The 23,254-nt window shown below is 51.3% G+C and carries 19 protein-coding genes; 7 read left to right on the top strand and 12 right to left on the bottom strand.

The window, feature by feature from the left end; translation table 11 throughout:
• The first annotated feature begins 92 nt into the window (after window positions 1-92).
• The 5 genes from FDW94_RS05800 (at window position 93) to FDW94_RS05820 (ending at window position 3,829) form a co-directional block, all read left to right on the top strand.
• Window positions 93-557, top strand: coding sequence for a MarR family transcriptional regulator (locus FDW94_RS05800; RefSeq protein ID WP_111466167.1), 465 nt, complete (start codon window positions 93-95; stop codon window positions 555-557).
• A gap of 6 nt (window positions 558-563) precedes the next feature.
• Window positions 564-1,631 (top strand): HlyD family secretion protein, encoded by a 1,068-nt coding sequence (locus FDW94_RS05805; protein WP_137377275.1) that lies wholly within the window; start codon window positions 564-566, stop codon window positions 1,629-1,631.
• On the top strand, window positions 1,621-2,685 hold the full coding sequence (locus tag FDW94_RS05810; RefSeq protein WP_137377276.1) for a DUF2955 domain-containing protein: 1,065 nt from the start codon (window positions 1,621-1,623) through the stop codon (window positions 2,683-2,685). Before FDW94_RS05805 ends, FDW94_RS05810 begins: the two co-directional genes overlap by 11 nt.
• Window positions 2,686-2,960: 275 nt before the next feature.
• Window positions 2,961-3,323, top strand: a complete 363-nt coding sequence (locus FDW94_RS05815; RefSeq protein ID WP_137377277.1) for a tlde1 domain-containing protein — start codon at window positions 2,961-2,963, stop codon at window positions 3,321-3,323.
• On the top strand, window positions 3,323-3,829 hold the full coding sequence (locus tag FDW94_RS05820; protein WP_137377278.1) for a hypothetical protein: 507 nt from the start codon (window positions 3,323-3,325) through the stop codon (window positions 3,827-3,829). The genes FDW94_RS05815 and FDW94_RS05820 overlap by 1 nt, the downstream gene beginning before the upstream one ends.
• A gap of 219 nt (window positions 3,830-4,048) precedes the next feature.
• On the opposite strand, the gene symE is transcribed toward FDW94_RS05820, so the two are convergent.
• The 6 genes from symE to FDW94_RS05850 all read right to left on the bottom strand — a co-directional run bounded on the left by symE (window position 4,049) and on the right by FDW94_RS05850 (window position 14,432).
• A complete protein-coding gene (gene symE / locus FDW94_RS05825) occupies window positions 4,049-4,393 on the bottom strand; it encodes an endoribonuclease SymE (RefSeq protein WP_137377279.1) in 345 nt (114 codons plus the stop codon).
• A 223-nt stretch (window positions 4,394-4,616) separates the two neighbouring features.
• Window positions 4,617-7,883, bottom strand: a complete 3,267-nt coding sequence (locus tag FDW94_RS05830; protein WP_137377280.1) for a type I restriction endonuclease subunit R — start codon at window positions 7,881-7,883, stop codon at window positions 4,617-4,619.
• Window positions 7,884-7,977: 94 nt separating this feature from the next.
• Complete coding sequence (locus FDW94_RS05835) at window positions 7,978-9,375, bottom strand: restriction endonuclease subunit S (protein ID WP_137377281.1); 1,398 nt, start codon at window positions 9,373-9,375, stop codon at window positions 7,978-7,980.
• Window positions 9,365-10,984, bottom strand: a complete 1,620-nt coding sequence (locus FDW94_RS05840) for a class I SAM-dependent DNA methyltransferase (protein ID WP_137377282.1) — start codon at window positions 10,982-10,984, stop codon at window positions 9,365-9,367. Before FDW94_RS05840 ends, FDW94_RS05835 begins: the two co-directional genes overlap by 11 nt.
• 29 nt (window positions 10,985-11,013) lie before the next feature.
• Window positions 11,014-12,363: a restriction endonuclease gene (locus FDW94_RS05845; protein WP_137377283.1), complete on the bottom strand. Its 1,350-nt coding sequence runs from the start codon at window positions 12,361-12,363 to the stop codon at window positions 11,014-11,016.
• 5 nt (window positions 12,364-12,368) lie between these two features.
• Window positions 12,369-14,432 carry an AAA family ATPase gene (locus FDW94_RS05850; RefSeq protein WP_137377293.1) on the bottom strand — a complete coding sequence of 688 codons (2,064 nt, stop codon included), beginning with the start codon at window positions 14,430-14,432 and terminating at the stop codon, window positions 12,369-12,371.
• A gap of 166 nt (window positions 14,433-14,598) precedes the next feature.
• Between FDW94_RS05850 and FDW94_RS05855 the strand changes: the two genes are divergently transcribed.
• Window positions 14,599-14,991: a DUF4149 domain-containing protein gene (locus FDW94_RS05855; RefSeq protein ID WP_137377284.1), complete on the top strand. Its 393-nt coding sequence runs from the start codon at window positions 14,599-14,601 to the stop codon at window positions 14,989-14,991.
• 45 nt (window positions 14,992-15,036) lie between these two features.
• On the opposite strand, the gene yjiA is transcribed toward FDW94_RS05855, so the two are convergent.
• The 4 genes from yjiA to FDW94_RS05875 all read right to left on the bottom strand — a co-directional run bounded on the left by yjiA (window position 15,037) and on the right by FDW94_RS05875 (window position 19,231).
• On the bottom strand, window positions 15,037-15,993 hold the full coding sequence (gene yjiA, locus FDW94_RS05860; protein WP_071692305.1) for a GTPase: 957 nt from the start codon (window positions 15,991-15,993) through the stop codon (window positions 15,037-15,039).
• A 12-nt stretch (window positions 15,994-16,005) separates the two neighbouring features.
• Entirely contained in the window at window positions 16,006-16,200 is a 195-nt protein-coding gene (locus tag FDW94_RS05865) for a YbdD/YjiX family protein (protein ID WP_003830038.1), read from the bottom strand.
• 50 nt (window positions 16,201-16,250) lie between these two features.
• Window positions 16,251-18,401, bottom strand: a complete 2,151-nt coding sequence (gene btsT / locus FDW94_RS05870) for a pyruvate/proton symporter BtsT (RefSeq protein WP_137377285.1) — start codon at window positions 18,399-18,401, stop codon at window positions 16,251-16,253.
• A gap of 287 nt (window positions 18,402-18,688) precedes the next feature.
• Complete coding sequence (locus FDW94_RS05875; RefSeq protein ID WP_003830032.1) at window positions 18,689-19,231, bottom strand: hypothetical protein; 543 nt, start codon at window positions 19,229-19,231, stop codon at window positions 18,689-18,691.
• A gap of 191 nt (window positions 19,232-19,422) precedes the next feature.
• Here FDW94_RS05875 and tsr point away from each other — a divergent pair, with 191 nt between their 5' ends.
• Window positions 19,423-21,084, top strand: coding sequence for a methyl-accepting chemotaxis protein (gene tsr, locus FDW94_RS05880; RefSeq protein WP_048227144.1), 1,662 nt, complete (start codon window positions 19,423-19,425; stop codon window positions 21,082-21,084).
• A gap of 105 nt (window positions 21,085-21,189) precedes the next feature.
• Here tsr and FDW94_RS05885 read toward each other — a convergent pair whose 3' ends face one another.
• Complete coding sequence (locus tag FDW94_RS05885) at window positions 21,190-21,705, bottom strand: GNAT family N-acetyltransferase (protein ID WP_137377286.1); 516 nt, start codon at window positions 21,703-21,705, stop codon at window positions 21,190-21,192.
• 52 nt (window positions 21,706-21,757) lie between these two features.
• Window positions 21,758-23,119, bottom strand: a complete 1,362-nt coding sequence (locus tag FDW94_RS05890; protein WP_003830025.1) for an MFS transporter — start codon at window positions 23,117-23,119, stop codon at window positions 21,758-21,760.
• Between the last annotated feature and the right edge of the window lie 135 nt (window positions 23,120-23,254).

The raw sequence follows: 23,254 nt of genomic DNA on the forward strand, positions 1-23,254 counted from the left end.
GATATTTATCAATTCATGCTTCTGGTCAGTCCGTTTCTTGATACTTATCCTGATAAGTATTATTTTCTCTTCAGCGATGAGAGGAAAGTAAGATGACTGAAGATGAACTGTTTGCCCGCCGCCCGATGGGGATGCGCATGGCAATGGTGGTGCGCCAGTGGCGGGCCATTATTGATGCTGCCATCACCGATACTGGCCTGACGCAGTCCAGCTGGACGGTACTGATGCAACTGTATCAACTGGGAGACAACGTCTCAGTCAGTGAACTGGCACAAATGCAGGGCATCGAACTGCCGCCGCTGATGCGCACCCTCTCGCAGCTGGAAAAGCAGGGCTATCTGCTGCGTTCCACATCGCCCTATGACAAACGCATCCGCCTGCTGGCGCTGACCGCGCAAGGCCGCGCAAGGCTGGACGAACTCAACCGGGTGATAGAGACATACCAACATCGCGTCACCTGCACCATCCCTGAGGCGGAACTCGCTTCCTTCAGCGCCACGCTCAATCAAATCGCCTGCAATCTGCGGACAATCCGCGAAGAAGACAATCAACACTAAAAAACTATGATGACCCCAGAACAAAAATTTGCCCGTTGGGTAAGGGTGAGTATTGCCGCTTTCCTGGTAATATTCGCCTGGTTTATCGTTGCCGATATCTGGATCCCGCTGACGCCGGACTCCACGGTGATGCGCGTGGTAACGCCTGTTTCCTCACGCGTTTCCGGCTACGTCTCGCAGGTGCATGTGCATAACAATAGCCAGGTGAAGAAGGGCGATTTGCTGTACGAACTGGATCCGACGCCATTTATCAATAAGGTCGAGGCTGCGCAAATTGCCCTTGAGCAGGCGAAGCTGAGTAACCAACAGCTGGATGCGCAGATCGCCTCTGCCCGTGCCAACCTGCGCACCGCGCAATTCAACGCCCGCAACGATAAGACCACCTTAGACCGCTATCAGCGCCTGAGCGCCATGCAGAACGTGTCGCAATCCGATCTCGACAAGGTGCGTACCGCCTGGCAAACCAGCGAGCAGTCGGTGGCGGCGCTGAATGCCAGTATTCAGAACCTGCTGATCCAGCGCGGAGAGCGCGATGACAAACGTAACGTAACGCTGCAAAAATACCGTAACACGCTGGAAGAGGCGCAGTTGAACCTCGGCTGGAGCAAAGTATATGCCCAGACCGACGGCACGGTGAGTAACCTCCAGCTTAGCCCCGGACTTTACGCCACTGCCGCCACGCCGCTACTGGCGCTGGTCAGCCATCAGACCGATATCGTGGCCGACTTTCGCGAGAAAAGTCTGCGCCACACTAAAGTGGATACCGATGCCGCCGTGGTGTTCGACGCCATGCCGGGCAAGGTTTTCTCTGCCCACGTCACCAGCAGCGATGCCGGTATTCTGGCGGGCCAGGAACAGGTTAATGGCCAGTTGTCGCAACCGGAACAGTCCACCCGCTGGGTGCGCGATGCCCAGCGTATGCGCATTCACGTCGCGCTGAACGAACCGCTTGACACGCCGTTACCGACCGGGGCGCGCGCCACGGTACAGCTGTATAACAGCGAGGGCGTGTTCGCCCGCACCTTTGCCGGGGCGCAGATCCACCTCGTTAGCTGGCTGCATTATGTCTATTAACACACTGGCCCACGTCTTTACGCCGCACGGGAATATTGTCTACACCGCCAATGATTTTCGCCAGACCCTGCGTATCTCCGTTGCCGGGACAATCGCGCTGAGTATCTCGACCTTCTACAACGTGCAGTACGGCGTGTTCTTTGTGGTTTATCCGCTGATGCTGCTGTCGCTGGTACCGGTATTCAACCGCCATGTGGCAACACAGTTTGTGTTCAGCGCGGGGGTGAACTGTGTCGAAATGGTGCTGATCGTCGGCTATCTGTCGCAGTGGCCGCTGGTTATGACACTGGTGGTGTTCGGCCTGTATGTGATGCGTTTTCGTTTTATGAGCAAAGGACCGCTGTTTCTGCTCGGTTCGATGGGCGTGGTGTGCCAGAGTACGATGCTCAACTTTATGAGCTATCCCACCACCAACTGGCATACGCTGATGTTCTCCAATATGGAAGCCTGCGTCATGGCGGTGGCGCTGAGCGCGCTGCTGCATTATCTGATCCCGGACGTGGAACCCCGCCAGCCACCGCCGCGCATTGAGAAAGATGCCGCCCGGGTGCGCCATGAATCGCTGCTTTCCGGCACGGTGGCGACGATGATTTTTGTGGTCTTCCAGATCTGCGATTTGAGTGATTCGCTGTCGGCGCTGATGGCAGGCATTTTGATTCTGTTTCCGATGCACTATCGCGGGGCGGTGATTAGCTCGATCTGGCGTGTGGTTGGCGTGGTGCTGGCCTGTCTGTATATTCTGCTGGTGCAGCTGCTTATCTATGATTTCAGCAACCATATGGTGCTGATGATGCCGCTGATTGGCCTCGGGCTGGCGTTCAGCGCCCGCCTGCACGTAATGGAAAAAGTCGGCGCGGGCGTGGGGTTTGCCAGTATCACTACTATCGGCATTATGTTTGGCCAGAACCTTCATCCGGATCAGGACCTGGTATTCAGCGATCTGTACCGCATCACCTCCGTCACCGTCGCGCTGGTGGCAACGCTCACCATGGTATTTCTGGTGCACCGGGTTTTGAACTGCTTTGCCGCGACGCGGTTTGTGATTACCGAGTGAGTGGGGGCAAGTGCCGGATGGCGGCTGCGCCTTATCCAGCCTACGGGAAAGTGCCATTTGTAGGCCCGGTAAGCGTAGCGCCACCGGGCGTTTTCAAATTGCCTGCTATTTCACCGTTCTCAAATTATTCAGAATACGATTTATTTGTTCGAGAAATAAAAATATATAAATTATAAATATTCTGAATTTTAATAATTGTGACCTTATAAACAAATTTATTTTTACGATTAAATATGATGGGTGTGATTATTATATTTTAAAGGGTATAAATCCATATGACATGGGAATATAAAGTATCGACAGGTATACTGAGCCATAACGGTGAGTTAATTTCTTATTGCTACAGTGGTGCCGGTGAATCAAAGGATAAACCGAACTGTGAACACATACGTAACAAGGGCCCCATTCCTCGAGGTATTTATTTTATTGCAGGATGGAATAATCACAAAAGCCCCTCCGCTATCATCCTTGAACCTATTGCAGGGACCAATACTTTTGGCAGAGAACATTTCGAAATTCATGGCGATAAAAAAGGGCAGCCACCGGGAACGGCATCTGCAGGGTGTATCATTATGAATGGACAAGATAAGCGCCAAACCATTTACGATTCGGGTGATACAATTTTGGTGGTAAGATAATGAAATTTATTATTATCTTCTTTCTATTTATGCTTTCGGGTGCCTCCTGCGCTGCAGAGCATACTGCACCTCAGCTTCTGCAGATGATAAATGAAAAAGGAGCAAATGCTGTTGTACACACACTTTATAATGACAATGAATCAGAATGGTGGAACCATATTATTCCTGAAATTAGCAAAGGTAATAATGACTGGTTAACGGTGGCAAGTGCTTTGGAACCCGGAGTTGATGCCAGTACTGCGGAGGATTTGCAGGGGGCGGTTTCTGAAGCCATTCCACATAACCCAGTCGGTGTTCTGGCTATTCTCAACGATAACAGACCATTGCTGACTATTGAGCAGATATGTGCATTTGCCTCTTTTTATGAGTCAGAAGAGGAAATGAATAAGCTATTTGTTAATTCCATCAGGGAAATGTATAAGGTCAAAACGGCAGAAGGGAAGCGGTGTATTGCGGTAATGATCAATACTGTCGAAAATTCTGTCCCATTTAATAAGGCGATGTAAATGGCGAGACCTGAGTTATCGCTTAAAGGCTTGAACAAACGGCTCCTCAGAAACTGTGGGGCTGATGACAAATCAGCGCCTGATGGCGCTTCGCTTATCAGGCCTACATGAGATCTACACAACGTGTTGATATTACAATACATGTAGGCCGGGTAAGACGTAGCCACCACCCGGCACAAACGCGAATCTATACTTTAGCGCCGTCTGGCATCTGAGAATTTATCCCTGCTTGCGCGGCTTCGCCGAAATCACGTTGATAAACTCCTGCACCTGCTGTTGCTTACGCGCGGACAGCTTGCATACTCGACGCAGCGACTGCAGTAACGCCGGTTCTTCCGGCTCCGGCAGTTTTGTCGTTAGCACAATACAGCCTGGCATCACTCTGACATCGAATTTGCAGCCGGTGGCGAAACCGGCGGCTTCCAGCCACTGGCCTTTCATAATAATTGCCGGAACATGCGTGTAATCCGGATAACGACTCGCATAAGTGACGGTACCCAGACGATTATTTGTTGGGGAGACTTCTGGATCGGTGAATTCTGCAATAGAATGCGGGGTAGTCATGGTCTCTATTCCTTTTCAATAGGGATTGTGATTAGCGAGGCGCTCGTGTTGCAGCACGGGCGTCTTGCGAAAAATAACACCTGTAAATCTAACCAGTAAATAAAAATAAAGCCAGCTAAAAATAGACAATAATAAACGCGTAACTGGAAATATAAATACGGGAATTAAATCGAAGGGAAATATAAAGTAGGCCGGATAAGCAAAGCGCCATCCGGCCATAAAATTAGTGCAGTGTAGTTATATGGTGCTGCTTAAAATTCTCCGCCTGCGACAGCACGCCCATATACACATCATCATTCGCCACCGGCGGGAACTTGTGTTTGTGCAGCAGTAGGATCAGCTCCACCTTCAGCTTCGCCTTAATATCATCACGCTTGCTCCAGTCCGGATACTTCGAGGTGTTATCGACCACCGCCTTCATCTCTTTCGCCAGCGCCAGCATCTTGTCTTCTTCATAGGTGAACTGATACTTATCGCGCATATGCGCCAGGATGTCGTAAAAGGCTTTCTCTTCGATATCAATCCCCATCTCGGCATAGGTGCCCATCTCGGTTTTAATATCGTAGATAATATCGGTCATCTCCTGGCTAAAGGTATCAAACTCTTCGCCGTTGAGGACGTCATCTTCCCGGCGCTCGTTATATTTATCCATAATCGACTGGAAACGACGGGTGAAGTTGATCCCCTGAAGCTGGTTGATCTGTTTAAAATCGCTGATGGCTTTTTCCAGCAGCTTTTGCAGCAACTGGATTTTAGTGGCCGGCAGTTTGATCTTATTAATGCGCGCCAGATAATCGTCGTCGAAAATATCGATCGACTCCGCTTTCTTATCGCCCAGGAAAAACAGCTCTTCCACGCCGTCGGCTTTCAGCGCTTCGGCGATCATCTCGCGCACGCGGGCGTTCATCTGCGTGACGTCCGGCGCGTCGCCTTTGGTCAGTTTGAAGACGATAGAGCGCACGGCAATATAAAAATGGATATGGTCGCGCTCGGCCTGCGACAGCGCCTCGCTGCCGCAGCAGACGTCATAGGCCGCTTTCAGCCGCTTCACCAGCCCCATAAAGCGGCGTTCCAGCTTCTGGGTGCGCATGACAAATTCTGCCGCGAAGTTCAGGCAGGCCAGCTGCGCCTGCGGCTCGCCGCTGAAATAGGCGCGGCTGTCGAATTCATGGAAAACTTCAGCCAGTAGCGCGAGATGGTTTTTCACCTCGATCACCGACTGCTGAATATCTTCAAAGTTGGTGGCGTCGATGCGCGAATACATCGCCAGCGCCTGGTTCATCTGGCGTTTAATGCCGATATAGTCGACGACTAACCCTTTGCTTTTGCCTTCCAGCTTGCGGTTAACGCGGGAGATGGTCTGGATCAGGTTATGCTTTTGCAGCGGCTTATCGATATAAATGGTGTCCAGCTCCGGCACGTCAAAACCGGTCAGCCACATGTCCACCACGATGGCGATTTTGAAATTCGACTTCGCGTTTTTGAACTGTTTATCCAGTTCTTTGCGGTACTCTTTACTGCCCAGCAGCTCGTACAGTTTCGCATCATCGTCTTTACCGCGTGTCATCACCATCTTGACCATTTCGGACGGCGGCAGCTCTTTCTCCTCCTGTTCGGTCAGTTCGACCCCCTCCGGGGCCTGCTTAACCTCAAACCACGCGGGACGAAAGTCTTTCAACTGACAATAGAAATCCCAGGCAATCTCACGGCTGGCGCAGACAAACATCGCTTTGCCTTTCACCGTTGAACCTTCGGCGACACGTTTTTCATAGTGCTTCGCAAAGTCTTCCGCCAGCGCTTTCAGGCGGTCTTCATCGCCAAGAATGGCGTTCATGGTGGCGCTGGCTTTTTTGCTCTCGTCGATTTGCCACTCGTTGGTGCCCGCATTGGCGCACTCTTCGTAATACTTTTCCACCTCTTCCAGCTTACCGGCATCGAGGATGACCTTCGCGGCGCGGCCTTCGTAGACGATGCGCACGGTGATCTCATCCTGCACGGATTCGGTCATGGTGTAGCTGTCGATGATGTTGCCAAAGACTTCCATCGTGGCGTCGATAGGGGTGCCGGTAAAACCAACGTAGGTGGCCTGCGGCAGCGAGTCGTGCAGATATTTGGCGAAACCGTAGGTTTTGCGCACCCTGCCGCTCTCTTTATCGACGATCACTTTCTGATCGAGGTTGACCTGGCTGCGGTGCGCTTCGTCGGAAATACAGATGATATTGCTGCGCCCGGAGAGCAGTTCGGTGTCTTCGGTAAATTTATGGATGGTGGTCAGGAAGACGCCGCCGCTGTTGCGACCGGCCAGCTTCTCCCGCAGATCGTCGCGGCTGGTGACGGGCACCACGGTGTCGTCACCGATATAGTTTTTGGCATTGCACATCTGCGCCGAGAGCTGATCGTCGAGATCGGTGCGGTCGGTGATCAGCACGATCGTCGGGCTGGCGAACTCGACGCTTTTCATCAGCAGACGGGTTAAGAACTGCATGGTGTAGCTCTTGCCGCAGCCGGTTGCGCCAAAGTAGGTGCCGCCCTTGCCGTCGCCAAAAGGTTTACGCGCCCGTTCGATGCTGTAGTACAGCTTGCGCGCCGCATAGTACTGCGGGTAGCGGCAGCAGATTTTCACTTCGTGTTTGGCTTTATCCGGGAAGCAGATAAAATTTTTGATCACGTCCAGCAGGCGGACCGGGTGAAACAGCCCCTGAATCATCGAGTGCAGGGAAGGGATGCCGTCCTGCTCGCGGTTTTCATTGCCGGTGACTTTGCGCCAGGAGTAGAAATACTCGTACGGCGCAAACAGGTTGCCCATGCGGTTATTGACGCCGTCGCTGATAATGCACAGCGCGTTATAGACAAACAGCTGCGGAATATCGCGGCGATAGCGGGTGCAGAGCTGTTTATACGCATCGCCAATATTGGCTTCCTGCTCGCGCACCGCGCTTTTAAATTCAAACACCACTAACGGCAGGCCGTTGATATACAAAATCGCATCCGGAATGCGCGGCTGGTTTTCTTTGCCGGTGATGGTCAGCTGATTGACGATTTTTACCCGGTTCAGCGGCTGGGTAAGATGATAACTTGCCGGCGTTTCTGCGGCCTGTTGCAGCGGAACCTCTTCGGTATCGAACAGTTCACGCAGCGCGGCGGGCAGGTGCCGGGTATCGAGCAGTTCGATATAGAGATCTTTCTGCTGGCGATCGTCGCGTTTAAACAGGAAACCGTTGGCCAGCCAGGCGCAGAAGGTTTTGTTGCTTTCGTAGAGATCGGAGGCGGGCAGGGTGGTGAACTGTTTGATCAGCCGCTGGATCTCCTCTTCAGTAATGCCGTCGGCCTGATAGCGCGCGGCGAGGTAGTGGCGAAGATCGTCTTCGATAATCACCTGATCGAGGCTGGAACGCGGTACATTATCGCCGATCAGGTGTTGATAGCCCTGATCCTGTAATAGTTCAATTATCGCCTGTTCTAACTTTGCTTCACTGAATGAGAGAGGCATATCTCGCTCCGGCCCTGGCTGATTTTCTGGTAAGGGTTCCTGTAACAGAGAAAACCTTAACAGAAAGCCCCTGATTTTTCAGGGGCAAAATGCGTTATGCGGGTTCGGTTTGGTCGATTAAATCTGGAAGATCCTCCAGGGACAGCTCGCCGGAGATGAGTTTGGGGAGCAGGGTGTCGCGGAGGGCGGTTAAGTCGTATATATTTCGATTGTTGAAACTTATTCTTTTAAATATGATATCTGTTGATATTTTATATTGATGCAATATATCAGCATCAGGTAAAAGAACGGGGATTCTTCTTATGATCTTAGAGTTGACAGCCGTTGCAATAGAAGATGTGCTTCCTAAAGTGTCGTAATCAAAATGCTGTAAGTATGAATACAGGTACTCTTTATTGACCCCATGCTTCATATTATAAAAATGAGCAATGGCCTCATTGGTTGTTAATATGTTATCTGCTATCGCTATTCGGCCAATAGTCAATTTGAAGCTTAATAAAACAGCTCCTTTAGGCACTATTTTTACATTGTAGTTATTTACTGCATCAGTAGTTAAATATTCACTGCTTTCTTTAATAAATACATTGCAATTACCAAGATCCCTAATTGAGACCCATGTGTAATTACTGCCTTTTTTGTCGCTGAAGCATTCCTTTTGATTACGTGGAGGCGTTTTCCCGATAGAAATTGTTGCGATTTCTTCAGCATTTTTGTGTTGCCAGCCTTTCGGTACCCAGCCCAACTCTGTTTCTTCAAATTCAGCCGGGAATAGTGCACGAATATCCGCCGGAAGTGGTTTGAAATCTGCACTGTTGCGTACTTTTTGACGCAGTTCGGCGCGAGATTGCAGCGCTTCCGGGATTGGATTTCCCGCATCCAGCGCGTTATCAATCACCGGATCGAAATCCACAAACCAGGATTTGAATAGGGTTTGGGACATTTGTTCCAGGGTTCTGTTAACTTTATTATTTAAGTTAATTCTATCTGTTAATGAATCTAAAACAGAACTAATTTTATTTTGAATACGTAAAGGAGGTGCTGGTATTTGAAAATTAGGTATATCGCCACATTTCAAACTGTCGAAAATAGCGCCTGGGTTTTTATATTTCTCAACTTCGTCCCACCAATATGAGGAGTTGAGAGCCCATCGTAGGTATTCAGCCGTTATTGATAAACCATTGGTTCTCAGGATGACTAAATTTTGCCCAAGGGCAAACCGAGTCTGGCCAGAAACAAATGCAGTTTCTCCAGGATTACATCGTCTTGATAGAATAATGTCGCCATATTGAGGATTAGCTTTTTCTGTCCATAGTTTATAGTCTGATTCACTAATCAGGCGTGGAGATGCCTCAAAATCAATCTCTCCATTTTTCATTTGAGGTATACCAATATATGGCACACCGCTAACTTGAGCAGAAGGGGTTTTATGCATGCAGTCTATTAATTGAACACCTAGTTCATTAAGAGACTTAAAGGACCACTTATTCCCCATAACCCAGTGCCTCCAGGTTCTGGCGAATCGCGTTATCCAGTTCTTCCGCCTGTTTCATTTGCGCAAACAACGTCTGCGACAACTCGCGCATTTTGGTTTCAAACGCCACGCCGTCGTCTTCCTGCTCGGCGGCGCCGACGTAGCGGCCCGGCGTCAGCACATAGTCGTTAGCTTTCATCTCTGCAATAGTGGCGACCTTGCAGAACCCGGCCCGATCTTCGTACTGCGCCAGCTGGCTGTCGCCGCGCTTAACGCGCTCGGCCAGCTCTTCCGGCGTGCTGCGCCAGGCGTGGTAGGTGCCGGCGATGGTGGCGATATCCTCCGCCGTCAGCTCTTTGGTGGTGCGGTTCATCATGGTGCCGAGGTTACGCGCATCGATAAACAGCGTTTCGCCCTGACGGTTGCGATAGCCTTTGGCCGGATCGGCCACCTTCGATTTGGTCATAAACCACAGGCACACCGGGATCTGGGTGGTGAAGAACAGCTGGCCGGGCAGGGCGATCATGCAGTCGATCAGATCGTTTTCGATCATCTGCGCGCGGATCTCGCCTTCGCCGCTGGTGTTGGAGCTCATCGAGCCGTTCGCCAGCACAAAACCGGCGGTGCCGTTAGCCGACAGCTTGGAGAGCATATGCAGAATCCAGCCGTAGTTGGCGTTACCGGTCGGTGGCGTACGGTAGCCAGCAAAGCGCGGGTCTTTGGTCAGCTCGGCGTCGTTACGCCAGTCTTTCAGGTTAAACGGCGGGTTGGCCAGAATATAGTCGGCTTTCAGGTCCGGGTGCTGGTCGCTGAAGAAGGTGTCCGCCGGGCGCTCGCCAAGGTTGGCGGAGAGGCCGCGAATGGCGAGGTTCATCTTCGCCAGCTTGTAGGTGGTGGCCGTCAGCTCCTGACCGTACAGGGCGATATCGCGGCTTTTCCCCTGGTGGCTTTCAACAAACTTCACCGACTGCACAAACATCCCCGCGGAGCCGCAGCAGGGGTCATAAATTTTACCCTGGAACGGTTCGAGCATTTCGGTCAGCAGCGTCACCACGCATTTTGGCGTATAGAATTCACCGCCCCCCTTGCCTTCGGTGGCGGCAAACTTACCGAGGAAGTATTCGTACACGCGGCCGACCAGGTCTTCTTTCGACAGCGCTTCGACGTCGGTTTCGTGGGCCAGCGTTTCGATGTTATCGATGGTGTCGATAAGCGACGCCAGCTTCTTGGTTTCCAGATTCTGACGGCTGAAGTAGTTGTCCGGCAACGCGCCTTTCAGCGACGGGTTGCGCTTCTCAATGGTGGAGAGCGCGGTATCAATGCGTACGGCAATATCATCCTGCTTGGCGTGCTGTTTAATGAACGACCAGCGTGCCTCTTCCGGCAGATAGAAGATGTTGTCCTGCTGATAGAAGACTTCCATTTCGAGGAAATCGCCCTGGCCTTCGTCTTCCATCTGTTTACGACGGGCTTCAAACTTATCGCTGATAAATTTGAGGAACACGAGGCTCAGCACCACGTGCTTGTACTCGGAGGACTCTACGCTGCCGCGAAGCTGGTTCGCGGTATCCCATAATGTGTCTTCAAAGCCTTTCTTTGCTTTGGCTTTTTTCGTTGGTGCTTTGGCCATGATGAACTCAATCAGGAAAAATTTGGGAGCTATTGTAACGGTAAAGAAGGTGAATTTCCGCTTTCTGTGAGACTTAACTTCGCGGGCATCAGTAAGCGAGAATTCAGCAGATGGGTTCCTGTTTCAAAGGGAACAACCCACAACCGCAGTATTTTACCGCCAGAGTGGTGATACTCAAACGGGCTTTCCAGTGGGGCAGAAAACCCCTCATGCTTCGGATAAATGAGTACCATATCGCCTTCCCCCTGCAGATGATTCACCCCATAGGCCAGCATCTGGTACAAATCACTTTGTGACAGGTTGTATTGCGCTTTCTCCGTTTTGATGAGCTTCCATTTCATATCACAGATGACGGGTGACTTGTCCGACTCCTCTCCCGGAATAAGCCAGATATCCGGTCTGAGCTGGAACAGAGGAGATGCGCCTTGATGCACAAGATAATGCGATCTGGACTGCGCTTTAACCTGCCAGAAAGGCTGGCAATGCTGACGCAACCAGGCGGTGACGAACGCTTCAAAGACGGCTTCCATCGGGAAAAGAAGCGAGAGCGCTTCTGCGTTGCCCTGCATACAATGCGGTGACTGCCCCGTCAGAATAAGCCGCGCCCACTCCAGCGCATTGTTGTAATACGCCATGTTTCTGTCCAGGCGGATTTGTTTGAAAGCGATTTCGACGTTATGTACTTCAGGAATAGGTTCGAAAAGTGCCTGCAGGCGACTGAGTGATTGCAGCAGTACCGGGTTATTCGTATAGCTATACACTTTTTCAATCGCCGTTTTAAGCAACCTGTTTTCTGGGCGCTCCACGCGATATTCATCGTATTCCACAAAAAAACGATCACGACGGACGCTGTTTTTTTTGAGTTGCTCGCTGATAAGCAGTTTACCCTTTAGCCATGCGAGGTTTTCCCGCTGACGCAGATAATCGTGTTTAAGCCCTTTCTGCACGACGACGTCCAGGCTGGAAATAAACTGCTGAATGAAAATATCCATCAAGGTCATCCGTGATGTCATGACGCCTGCAGATGAGGAAATGACATGGCGGAATGTTTTTAATGTTTTCAGCATCATCAATAATTGCTGTCGGGCGACGTTTTTATCGCCTTGCTGCCCACAGGTTTTAGGCAGCACTTCAATAAATCGTTTATGGGGAAGGGCAATCACCCCAACATAGTTTTTGACCTGAATGACTTTCACGCCGGACATTGTTCGCAGAGAAAGCAGCCGCTGATCGTCACTCTCTTTGTCCTTCAGGCATCGTTGTTCGAGCCAGAGGAATGCGGCCGGGGGGACAGGCTCTGCATCGCAGAGCTTTGCTTTGTCTGCGTCGCTGACCAGATAGCCATATTCAAACACGGTGTATGCATTGCCATCGGACATTTGTGTTACTCCGTCGCGCTGGCCTGAACATCATAAATTTGCCGGTATGCCAGAGGGTTGTCCCAGACGTTATCGCTGTCTTTGCATAACTGATAATTGACGCCAGCCTCTTGTAAATCATCTGTCGCGGTTTTGCCAAACAATGTGGCTAAATCATTCTGGTTTTCAACTGAGCGAACAAAACGCAGCGCTTCGTCTGTTTTTTGGTTATCGCCAAGGACCAGACGAATTTTTTGCCAGTCGTTATAGAAATATTCTTCCAGTAGCGGGAGCACTTTATTCTTCATGACACGCTTCAATTTCTTAAATGCTTCCGCAGGGGAATCTTTTTCCTGAACAACAGGAATAAAAAAAGCATGTCCCAGCGTATGTTCGCTGTCATAGAGTGCCTGGATACGGGCATTTAGCGTTGAAAGGAGTGCTTTGATATCAATGCCCTGAACCTCTGTGTCGTTTAATACTGAGATATCAGGCATGAGTGCTTCGAATTCAAATCGGCGGCGAAGCGCGGTATCCAGCGCCGTGAGAGAACGGTCCGCTGTGTTCATTGTACCAATCAGGAAGAGATTATTGGGAACCGAGAACGGTTTGGGAGAATAGGGGAGGCTGACGCTCAGTGCCTCGCTCTCACCCGCACGCTTTGAGGTTTCAATCAGAGTGATTAGCTCACCAAAAATTTTAGAAATATTGCCACGGTTAATTTCGTCAATAATTAAGACATAGTTTTGTCTTTTCTTCGATGATGATACTTCTGGTGAAGCCGGGAGATGCCATGTCTGGATCAGATGGTTCAAAATGCCGCGAACGTAAGAAATATTATAGATATTCTCTTTTTCTCCTTGATACAGACGACGAATATTTTCAATCGAGGCGAGATACCCACTGCCTAGCTGGTTATTTTTCGACTGCGCCGGGAATACGCGGAAGGTGCTATTGTTGGCATACGTTACGCGAAACAGACTGCCGTTGGTGGTTTTCAGCATGATGCCATCTTGCTCGGCGCATTGAGCTTTGAGCTGCTCTATAGCGTCATCCAGCGCTAATTGTACGGTAGCATCACCAAAGGCTGCATCTTCACATATTTGTTTAAATACGCCGGGTTTGACGTCATAGCGAATGCTACCATCATCGTTGGTTTCTGCCCGCAATCCTTCTATAAACTCTTCATAGCCAAAACTCTGGTGGAAAGTGATAAATCGAACACGCTTTTTCTCTACAAGCGCATCATAGATTTTTTTTAATTCTCTTCGGCGCTCCGATTTTTCTTTCCCATCCAAGCGGGTAAAGGCTTCCGGTTCACAGGCACGTACGGCGATTTCAATGGTTTTGTAGGTTTTCCCCGTTCCGGGCGGACCGTACAGGATCAGGTTTCTGGGGGGGAGAATATCGTCAGGTGCAGAATCTTGCTCTTCATTCGCTGCTGATGGGGCGATTTCGGTTACCGCGTTACTGTCATCTTCTATTTCCGTTTCGTACAAATGCCAAAGAGACATGTTGAGTTCGATGTCATCGGGAGTATTATCCAGTGTTCGGGCGAAGACGGCTTTCAGTAACAGGTTTAATTTAAACCACTTCAGCGGCGACCATTCCCCATCTTCTGGTAACCCGAGCTGGAAATGGTTGTTGCAGTAGTTATAAACCCGAAAGAAAACACCTTCGTTGATGATGCTGGTAATCTGCGAGGGATAGAAGGCAGCAAAGGTGCGACTGCAAAGCGCACGATAGAATTTCTTCAGTTTGCCTTGCTCTTTTAGGGTCTGTAAGCGTTGCTGAGCTTGCTCAAATACCTCAACAGTACAACCAGAAGCAATGAGTTTAGTGAGTTCGCGAAGATCATCTTTGGCATGAACAAACTCTTCGTGGGACATCCCGCCCTGGCGCAGGCTGGCAACTTTATTGTCGCGGGTATACCAAAGATCCTGAATGGTTTGATCGGTAAAATCAGGTTTTTCTCGTTGCACCCTTGCGGTAATTTCCCGATATCCCGCGCCCCATTCACTGTTGTAATCATGATTCTTTTGTGCGAACAGCCGAAAGAAAGGCGCTAAAGACTGCAGATCCTCTACCATATTCTCAGTTCCTTTTATCATTATTTATATAATGTAGTTATATTTTATACTATGTTTCAATGAGTTAAGTTAATCTCTTTTTGTTTTTTGAGAAGTATATCTAAATTTCATCAGTCATTGCTTGCAATAATTCATGAGGTAAAACCGAACGAAAAAGGAGGGATTAATGCGCGATTTTAGCTCTGGTGATATTAACGGAGATGTGAACATTAACGATTATTCGAATCAAACACATTATAAGCTATTGATTCATTGTGATAATGAAGAACTCCTGGCAGAAGAAATACACCGAATAAAAGTCTTACGAAAGGAGCGCAGAAGGAAATCGAAGGTAATGTTCAAAATTCTCTCAGGGTGCGGGCTGTTGTTATTATTTACAGGGGGATGGTACTTGATTAAAGGGCAATTAGACATGGTTTCGGCATTGAGCGGGTTAGGTGGGGTCATTTTAACTTTTGCCACATTATCTGGCGCAGATACCCCAAATGCCTTCGAGAAAAGACAAATAGATGCTCTTGATGAAATTAATACTCTTTTGAGAGAAAGAGATGTCAGATAGATAAGTATAGCCCTGCTAACAGAGGGCTATACAAGTAAACATTGTTTACTTCTTCAATCCCGCAAACGCGGCTCTGATCTCGTCTTCCGGCAAATTAATGCCGATAAACACCAGTTGGCTGTGCGGTTGCTCGTCGCCCCACGGGCGGTCCCAGTCGGCGCTGTACAGGCGCTGGACGCCCTGGAACAGCAGGCGGTTTGGCTCGCCTTCAATCCACAGCATACCTTTGTAGCGCAGCAGCTTCTCGGCGGATTCCAGCAGCAGGTTTTCCATCACTCGCGACACGTCGCTGATGTTTACCGGGTAATCCAGCTCGACGACGATCGAGGAGATATCGTTTTGCTTGTCGGCGATAAAGTGGAAGCGCGGTTTGGCGCTGACTACGTTCTCTTCCAGCATAAAACCGTTGGTATCGAACAGCAGGGAGAGGTCGATATCACCATGTGTCACGGTGTAAATCGGCGCACGGGCGTTGATGCGCGCCAGGCGCTCACGCAGTTTTTCGCTTTCACCTGCGACGTCGGTTTTGGTCAGCAGGATCCGGTCTGCGTAGCCTACCTGCGACTGGGCGATGGTGAACTGGTTCATCTGCTCGTCGGCATGTACCGCGTCAACCAGCGCAATTACGCCGTCCAGCAGGTAGCGTTCGCAAATCACTTCATGGGAGAAAAAGGTCTGAATAATCGGGCCGGGGTCGGCCATGCCGGTGCACTCGATCACCAGACGGTCGAAATTGATGGCGCCTTTGTCGAGGTTGTCGAGCAGGTCTAACAATGCGTCTTCCAGTTCACTGGAGCGGGTACAGCAAATACAGCCGTTGGTCAGGGTTTTGATCTGCGTGGCGCGATCGCCAATCAGCTGATCGTCCACCGAGACTTCACCGAATTCGTTTTCGATAACGGCAATCTTGTAACCGTGCTGCTCGTTGAGAATATGGCGCAGCAGGGTGGTTTTACCCGCGCCAAGAAAACCGGTGAGTAGGGTAACTGCAATCGGGGTCATTTACTTCTCCTTCTAACAGCAACTGCTTCCGCCGCTACCGTAGCGGGCTTCCTGGCGCTCGCGGAAGAATTCTTCGTAGGTCATGTACGGCTTATCGGGATGGTTGGTCTTCATGTGCTCGACATAGTTGTCGTAGTCCGGAATGCCAATCAGCATCTTCGCCGCCTGACCGAGATATTTTTTAGCTTGCCCTAAAGTACCAAACATAAACAATCCTGATAAGCGAAAAGCCCCGCCGGAGCGGGGCTGAATACATCTTAGTGGTGTGAAGAGGTCTTCACGCCGCCTTCCGGCACCGGTACATACGGTGTCTCTTTATCAGAGCGACCGTTGATGGCGCGGGCTTTCTGCCAGGTACGGAACCCGTAGAAAATGATGCTGTACACCACCACCAGGAACAGAATACTCAGACCTGCGTTGGTGTAGTTGTTGACGACGATGTGGTTCATGTTGGCAATCTGCTGAGCGGTCAGTTCGCCGCCGTTAGCAATCTTCTCTTTGTACTGATTCGCCATGAAGAAGAAGCCTTCCATCTGCGGGTTGGTGCTGAACAGTTTCAGACCCAGCGCCCAGGTGGTGCAGATAAGCAGCCATACTGCCGGAACAACGGTAACCCAGATGTATTTGGTGCGCTGCATTTTAACCAGTACCACGGTGCCGAGAACCAGTGCCACGGCAGCCAGCATCTGGTTAGAGATACCGAACAGCGGCCACAGGCTCTTAACGCCGCCCAGCGGGTCAACAACGCCTTGATACAGCAGGTAACCCCACAGACCTACGCAGCCCGCAGTACCGATGATACCCGCAACCAGGGAGTCGGTTTTCTTCAGGAACGGCACGAAGTTACCCAGTAAATCCTGCAGCATAAAGCGGCCAGAACGAGTACCGGCATCCAGTGCGGTCAGGATGAACAGCGCTTCGAACAGAATACCGAAGTGGTACCAGAAGCCCATATCAGCCATCGGCAGCACTTTGTGGAACACGTGAGCGATACCAACAGCCAGCGTCGGTGCGCCACCTGCGCGGTTCAGAACGGACGGTTCACCGATGTCTTTCGCGGTTTGCAGGATCTGCTCAGGCGAAATGACGAAGCCCCAGGAGCTGACGGTCGCTGCCGCATGTGCGGTGACGTCTTTCAACTGCGCCATAATCAGCGGTGCGTTTTCGCCGCTCATTTCATGCAGGTTCGGCATGGTGATGCCAAGGCCCGCAGGCGGGGTGTTCATCGCGAAGTACAGACCTGGTTCGATGATAGACGCGGCAACCAGCGCCATAATTGCGACGAAGGATTCCATCAGCATCGCGCCGTAACCGATAAAGCGTGCATCGGTTTCACAGGCCAGCAGCTTCGGTGTGGTACCGGAAGCAATCAGCGCGTGGAAGCCAGATACCGCACCACACGCGATGGTGATGAACAGGAACGGGAACAGAGCGCCTTTCCACAGCGGGCCAGTACCATCAACGTACTGCGTCATTGCCGGCATTTTCAGTTCCGGGTTGAGGATAACAATCCCCACCGCCAGACCGACGATAACGCCGATTTTCAGGAAGGTAGCCAGATAGTCGCGTGGTGCGAGGATTAGCCATACCGGCAGCAGCGCAGAGATAAATGCGTAGCCGATCAGGGTAAAGGTAATGGTGGTGTCTTTAAAGGTCAGCGCCGGGCCCCAGTACGGGTTGTGCGCAATCACGCCGCCGAAGTAGATAGAGGCAACCAGCAGCACAATACCAATCACCGACACTTCGCCCACGCGTCCTGGTCGCAGGAATCGCATGTAGATCCCCATGAACAACGCGATAGGTACGGTTGAGCAGACGGTGAACACCCCCCATGGGCTTTCCGCCAGCGCTTTTACCACGATCAACGCCAGTACTGCGAGGATGATGATCATGATTAAGAAGCAGCCGAACAGTGCAATGGTTCCCGGGATCGGGCCCATCTCTTCTTTGATCATCTCACCCAGAGATGCGCCGTTACGGCGGGAAGAGATAAACAGCACCATGAAGTCCTGCACCGCACCGGCCAGCACGACGCCTGCCAGCAGCCACAGCGTACCGGGCAGGTAGCCCATCTGCGCAGCCAGTACCGGCCCAACCAGCGGACCAGCACCTGCGATAGCGGCAAAGTGGTGACCAAACAAGACGTTACGGTTGGTTGGAACGTAGTTCAGACCGTCATTGTTGATGACCGCCGGCGTGGCACGCGTTGGGTCAAGTTTCATCACCTTTTGGGCGATGTACAGGCTGTAGTAACGATAGGCCACCAGATAAACAGAAACTGAGGCGACAACGATCCACAGGGCACTAATGTGCTCACCCCGACGTAATGCCACTACCGAGAGGCAGAATGCACCGATGATTCCGAGAATCACCCAGGGTATGTGCTTGAATATCTTTTTCGTATCCATAGTAAAACCTGGTATCTAATTAATAATTGGCCGAAGCCGCGTGGGTTTGATCTTGTGTTTGAGGAGGTAAATTGACTGCTATGTTGGGGGGATCTTGCCAGAGAATTACGCGCGTAAAGTAAGGTAAATAAGTGAGCGGTTGTATGTCAGCTTAAGCGGTCTCAAGTGTCAGTGAGCGGTAAACTGCGGGGGGAACGGGGAAATTTATGTGATTGAGATCACGGCATTATAGCTTTGCCTGTCTACATGCCGTGTTTTCCCACTGACAAAGCACCTCACTGAGAGACTCAGATTACGATATAACAGTAAGGCGTATGTTCGATGTCTCTGAGCAACACATGTTTCTTACGTGATTTAGTCAGGTAATATTTTTCATCCAGATAGTAGTCAATGAGTTCATCGAGGCGCTCTTTATCTATGCGGGGCGTTACCCCCAGCGTCCAGAAGCTACGCAGCTCTAATTCCGAACGTTTGATTTTTGCGCTTTTAACCAAATCAGCAATCATATTTCTGACGCAGCTTGTCGGATCCTGGTTCTGTTTGAGTTCAAGCGCAATGTAGCTATCCTGCGTCCAGCCTTTTTTCCGCAACAAGAAATCTGCACGTACAGACAAACGCTGTGGATTTTTCCGGAGATCGCAAGCAAGAGTTTGCTCACGCCACCATTCATGACCCGTCGAAGCTAGCAGATTGGCAAATTCTATCTGCATCCAGACTTCCCAACCGGAGATGTTGTACTGATCGATGATATTGAGCTTTTGGCGAATATCTTCACGTTCAAAAAAGTGGTGTGCGAGGGTGGATAGGTGATCAAAATCGCGATTTAACATAGAAGCATCCTTTCCTTCAAAAAACGGAATCCTACACCTAAGACGTAATGGAACGACTAATTTTTTGCGTAATTTGTCATAGGGAACGGTATTTAATGTGAAAACGATAATTCTGTGGCAATTGCTGGCACCATAAAGTTTTCTCTTTCCAGGCCGAAAACCAGAGTATCTGTCTAGCGGAAAGAGAAAACATGTTAAAACGAATGAAGATTGTTACCAGCTTACTGCTGGTATTGGCGCTATTTGGCCTTTTACAGCTCGCCTCGGGCGGCTTGTTTTTTAACTCACTTAAGAATGACAAAGAGAACTTTACCGTTCTGCAAACCATTCGCCAGCAACAGTCTGCGCTGAACGCCACCTGGGTTGAGCTGCTGCAAACGCGTAACACCCTGAACCGGGCAGGCATTCGCTACATGATGGATCAGAGCAATATTGGCAGCGGCGCGACCGTTGCCGAACTGATGCAGGTAGCCAGCACGGCGCTGAAGCTGACGGAAAAAAACTGGGCGATTTACGAGTCGCTCCCGCGCGATCCGCGCCAAAGCGAAGCCGCTTTCCAGGAGATCAACCGCACCTATGACATCTATCACGGTGCGCTGGCGGAGCTGATCCAGTTACTGGGTGACGGGAAGATCAACGCATTCTTTGATCAACCGACACAGAGCTATCAGGATGGCTTTGAGAAGCAGTACATGAGTTACATGCAGCAGAATGATCGCTTGTATGACATCGCGGTGGAAGACAACAACAGCTCTTACAGCCAGGCGATGTGGGTGCTGATCTGCGTGCTGATTACCGTACTGGCGGCGATTATTGCGGTCTGGTTTGGTATCAAGCTGACCCTTATCTCTCCTATGAACCGTCTGATCGACAGCATTCGTCATATCGCCAGCGGTGACCTGGTGAAACGTATTGAAGTGGAAGGGTCCAACGAGATTGGGCAACTGGCGGAAAGCCTGCGTCACATGCAGGGTGAGCTGATGAATACCGTGGGTGACGTGCGTAACGGTGCCAACGCGATTTACAGTGGGGCCAGCGAGATTGCGATGGGCAATAACGATCTCTCCTCCCGTACCGAGCAGCAGGCTGCATCTCTGGAAGAAACCGCAGCCAGCATGGAACAGCTGACGGCGACCGTGAAGCAGAACGCCGAAAACGCGCGTCAGGCCAGCCATTTGGCGCTGAGTGCTTCTGAAACCGCGCAGAAAGGCGGCAAAGTGGTGGATAACGTGGTGCAAACCATGCGTGATATCGCGTCCAGTTCGCAGAAAATCGCCGACATTATCAGCGTCATCGACGGCATTGCCTTCCAGACTAACATTCTGGCGCTCAACGCCGCGGTAGAAGCAGCACGTGCGGGCGAGCAGGGACGTGGATTTGCGGTGGTTGCGGGTGAAGTGCGTAACCTGGCCCAGCGTAGTGCGCAGGCCGCGCGCGAGATCAAGAGCCTGATTGAAGACTCGGTCAGCCGCGTGGATGTAGGTTCAACCCTGGTAGAAAGCGCCGGTGAAACCATGGATGAGATCGTCAATGCGGTAACCCGCGTGACCGATATCATGGGTGAAATCGCCTCTGCTTCTGATGAACAGAGCCGCGGTATTGACCAGGTGGGTCTGGCCGTTGCCGAGATGGATCGCGTGACGCAGCAGAACGCCTCGCTGGTGGAAGAATCCGCCGCCGCCGCTGCGGCGCTGGAAGAGCAGGCTAGCCGCCTTACTCAGGCCGTTGCCGTGTTCCGTATTCAGCATGACCAACAGCGCGCGCGTGACGTTGCGGCCGCTAAACCGGTTTCAACGGTCCAGCCGCGCAAAGCCGCGGTAACGGATGCCGGGGATAACTGGGAAACGTTCTAAGCCTGTGATGCCGGATGGCGCTATCGCTTATCCGGCCTACGGGAAAGTTACGTGGTTGCCGGAAATGTTACGTAGGCCCGATAAGGCGTAGCCGCCATCGGGCAATTAGCGCAACATCAGGTGCATGGCGCAGCGCGATTCAAATGCCAGTCCATGCGCCGCTTCCTCTTCTCTTTTCTGGCGCAACTTTGCAGGCAGAGTCTCGTCAGCCAGCATTTCAAATCCCAGTCGCGCGTACCATGGCGCATTCCACGGCACATTGCGGAAGGTGGTCAGCGTGAGCGACGTGTAACCTTTCGCGCGCGCCTGTTCGGCAACATACTCAATCAATCTGCGGCCAATTCCTTTTCCCTGCCACTCCAGATGCAGCGACAGTTCAGCAATAAACAGCGATGACCCCAGCGTTTCGGCAACCAAAAAACCGACCGGAAGCGCATCGACCTGCGCCAGCCAGCTCATGCCTGCGGCGGCAAAAGCCTGATGCTGAGCAGCGGATAACATCTGGTCTTCAGCAATCCACGCCAGTTCGGGGATGCGTAAAAAACGTTGCCCCGCAGATCGTTCGATGGCGGGAAGAGCGGCAGTGTCTGCCAGAGTAGTAGCGCGCAAGGTGATGTTCATACGAGGAGCATAACATGCCCGATAAACGCGGTGTTATCGGGCATCTGGAGGATTAATCTTTACGCGGATCGCTGATGGGTTGGCGAACCAGGAAGATGTAGGCGAGGGCACCCACCATGGTGACGCAGCCGCAGATGATCAACGCCAGGCGGAAAGAGTTGGTGGTATCAACAATAAAACCGGTGACGATCGGTGCGAACGACGCGCAGATAAAGCTGGCAAAGTTCTGGATACTGCCCACGGAAGCTGTCATACGTGAGGCGACGGCGACGTGGATCAGACCCCAGCACGAGGTACCTGCGAAGTGGATACAGAACAGCGCCATACCGATCAGTAACACGGCGGCCATTGACGTTGTGGCCTGTGGCACGACGAAGGTGAAGGCCGCGGAGCAGAACATCCCGGCGATAATACAAATCTTACGGCTCTTAATCGGTGCCATACCGCCTTTCACCAGCCAGTCGGTGACAAAACCGTTAATCAGCATGCCGGCTGCGCCAAACAGGAATGGGATCGCCGCCATTAATCCGGTGCTTTTTAAATCCAGGTTGTAGGAGGTTTGCAGGTAGCCCGGCAGCCAGGCCAGGTATAACCATGCAGTGTAGTTGATGCCGCTAAAGCCCAGCATCATGCCCCACATGGTACGGTTGCGGAACAGGCTGCGCCATTCGGCAAAGCTCAGCGGATCGCGGCGGGCATTGACGCTACCGGCGTTCAGGTACGCTTGTTCCGTGGCGCTCAGCTCAATTTGCTCGCGGTTGCGATACAGCATGTACCAGCCGATGGCGAGGAAAATACCCAGCACGCCAATGGTGATGAACATCCAGCGCCAGCCCATTACCAGCATCATGGCAGCCAGAATCGGCGGGCTAATGGCAACCCCGATGGTGGAGGCGGCGTTGAATAATCCCATCGGGCGGCCGCGCTCTTTGATGTTAAACCAGTCGTTGATGACTTTTACGCCGCACGGGTTCATTGGCGCTTCGCCAATCCCCATCCCGATACGCACCAACACAAACTGGGTGAAGCTGTGCACCATGCCGGACAGCGCCTGAAACAGCGACCAGAAGAACATCCCCAGTCCCAGCATAATGCGCGGACCTTTGCGGTCCAGCAGCGGACCGCAGGGCAGTTGCGCAATACCGTAAGCGAGAGAGAATACCGACAGCAGCACGCCGATTTGCGTGGCGCTCAGCCCCAGTTCTTCACGAATCGTTAAGTTGGCGACAGACAGTGAGCTGCGGTCGAGGTAATTAATCACCGCAGCAAAAAATAATAAAATCATTGCTGTGGTCTGGATACGTTTAATTCGGCTACTGCGTTGCACCATGCCCTCAGGCGGAACATTAATATCCGCAGATGACGACGTGCCAAACGAAGAACTTGGGTCGAGGGTAATATTATTTTTTTCCACGCCGGACTCCTGAACCTCAATAATTTATTTTTCACACAGCAGGACTGTGCAGTATTGAAAAAATACCAGTGATGAATCAATTTGCTCATCACCGCTCACAAAAGTTTTTAATGCAGTCGACTTAGCGTGAGCATA

The organism is Citrobacter sp. wls757 (genome assembly GCF_005280935.1).
Classification (GTDB): Bacteria; Pseudomonadota; Gammaproteobacteria; order Enterobacterales; family Enterobacteriaceae; genus Citrobacter; species Citrobacter portucalensis.

Coding starts and splice junctions, on each gene's coding strand:
- FDW94_RS05800 (WP_111466167.1), top strand. CDS start 93: ATGACTGAAGATGAACTGTTTGCCCGCCGCCCGATGGGGATGCGCATG.
- FDW94_RS05820 (WP_137377278.1), top strand. CDS start 3,323: ATGAAATTTATTATTATCTTCTTTCTATTTATGCTTTCGGGTGCCTCC.
- yjiA (WP_071692305.1), bottom strand. CDS start 15,993: ATGACCCCGATTGCAGTTACCCTACTCACCGGTTTTCTTGGCGCGGGT.
- symE (WP_137377279.1), bottom strand. CDS start 4,393: ATGACTACCCCGCATTCTATTGCAGAATTCACCGATCCAGAAGTCTCC.
- FDW94_RS05850 (WP_137377293.1), bottom strand. CDS start 14,432: ATGGTAGAGGATCTGCAGTCTTTAGCGCCTTTCTTTCGGCTGTTCGCA.
- FDW94_RS05830 (WP_137377280.1), bottom strand. CDS start 7,883: ATGCCTCTCTCATTCAGTGAAGCAAAGTTAGAACAGGCGATAATTGAA.
- FDW94_RS05805 (WP_137377275.1), top strand. CDS start 564: ATGATGACCCCAGAACAAAAATTTGCCCGTTGGGTAAGGGTGAGTATT.
- tsr (WP_048227144.1), top strand. CDS start 19,423: ATGTTAAAACGAATGAAGATTGTTACCAGCTTACTGCTGGTATTGGCG.
- FDW94_RS05875 (WP_003830032.1), bottom strand. CDS start 19,231: ATGTTAAATCGCGATTTTGATCACCTATCCACCCTCGCACACCACTTT.
- FDW94_RS05810 (WP_137377276.1), top strand. CDS start 1,621: ATGTCTATTAACACACTGGCCCACGTCTTTACGCCGCACGGGAATATT.
- FDW94_RS05840 (WP_137377282.1), bottom strand. CDS start 10,984: ATGGCCAAAGCACCAACGAAAAAAGCCAAAGCAAAGAAAGGCTTTGAA.
- FDW94_RS05835 (WP_137377281.1), bottom strand. CDS start 9,375: ATGGGGAATAAGTGGTCCTTTAAGTCTCTTAATGAACTAGGTGTTCAA.
- FDW94_RS05815 (WP_137377277.1), top strand. CDS start 2,961: ATGACATGGGAATATAAAGTATCGACAGGTATACTGAGCCATAACGGT.
- FDW94_RS05865 (WP_003830038.1), bottom strand. CDS start 16,200: ATGTTTGGTACTTTAGGGCAAGCTAAAAAATATCTCGGTCAGGCGGCG.
- FDW94_RS05885 (WP_137377286.1), bottom strand. CDS start 21,705: ATGAACATCACCTTGCGCGCTACTACTCTGGCAGACACTGCCGCTCTT.
- FDW94_RS05855 (WP_137377284.1), top strand. CDS start 14,599: ATGCGCGATTTTAGCTCTGGTGATATTAACGGAGATGTGAACATTAAC.
- btsT (WP_137377285.1), bottom strand. CDS start 18,401: ATGGATACGAAAAAGATATTCAAGCACATACCCTGGGTGATTCTCGGA.
- FDW94_RS05845 (WP_137377283.1), bottom strand. CDS start 12,363: ATGTCCGATGGCAATGCATACACCGTGTTTGAATATGGCTATCTGGTC.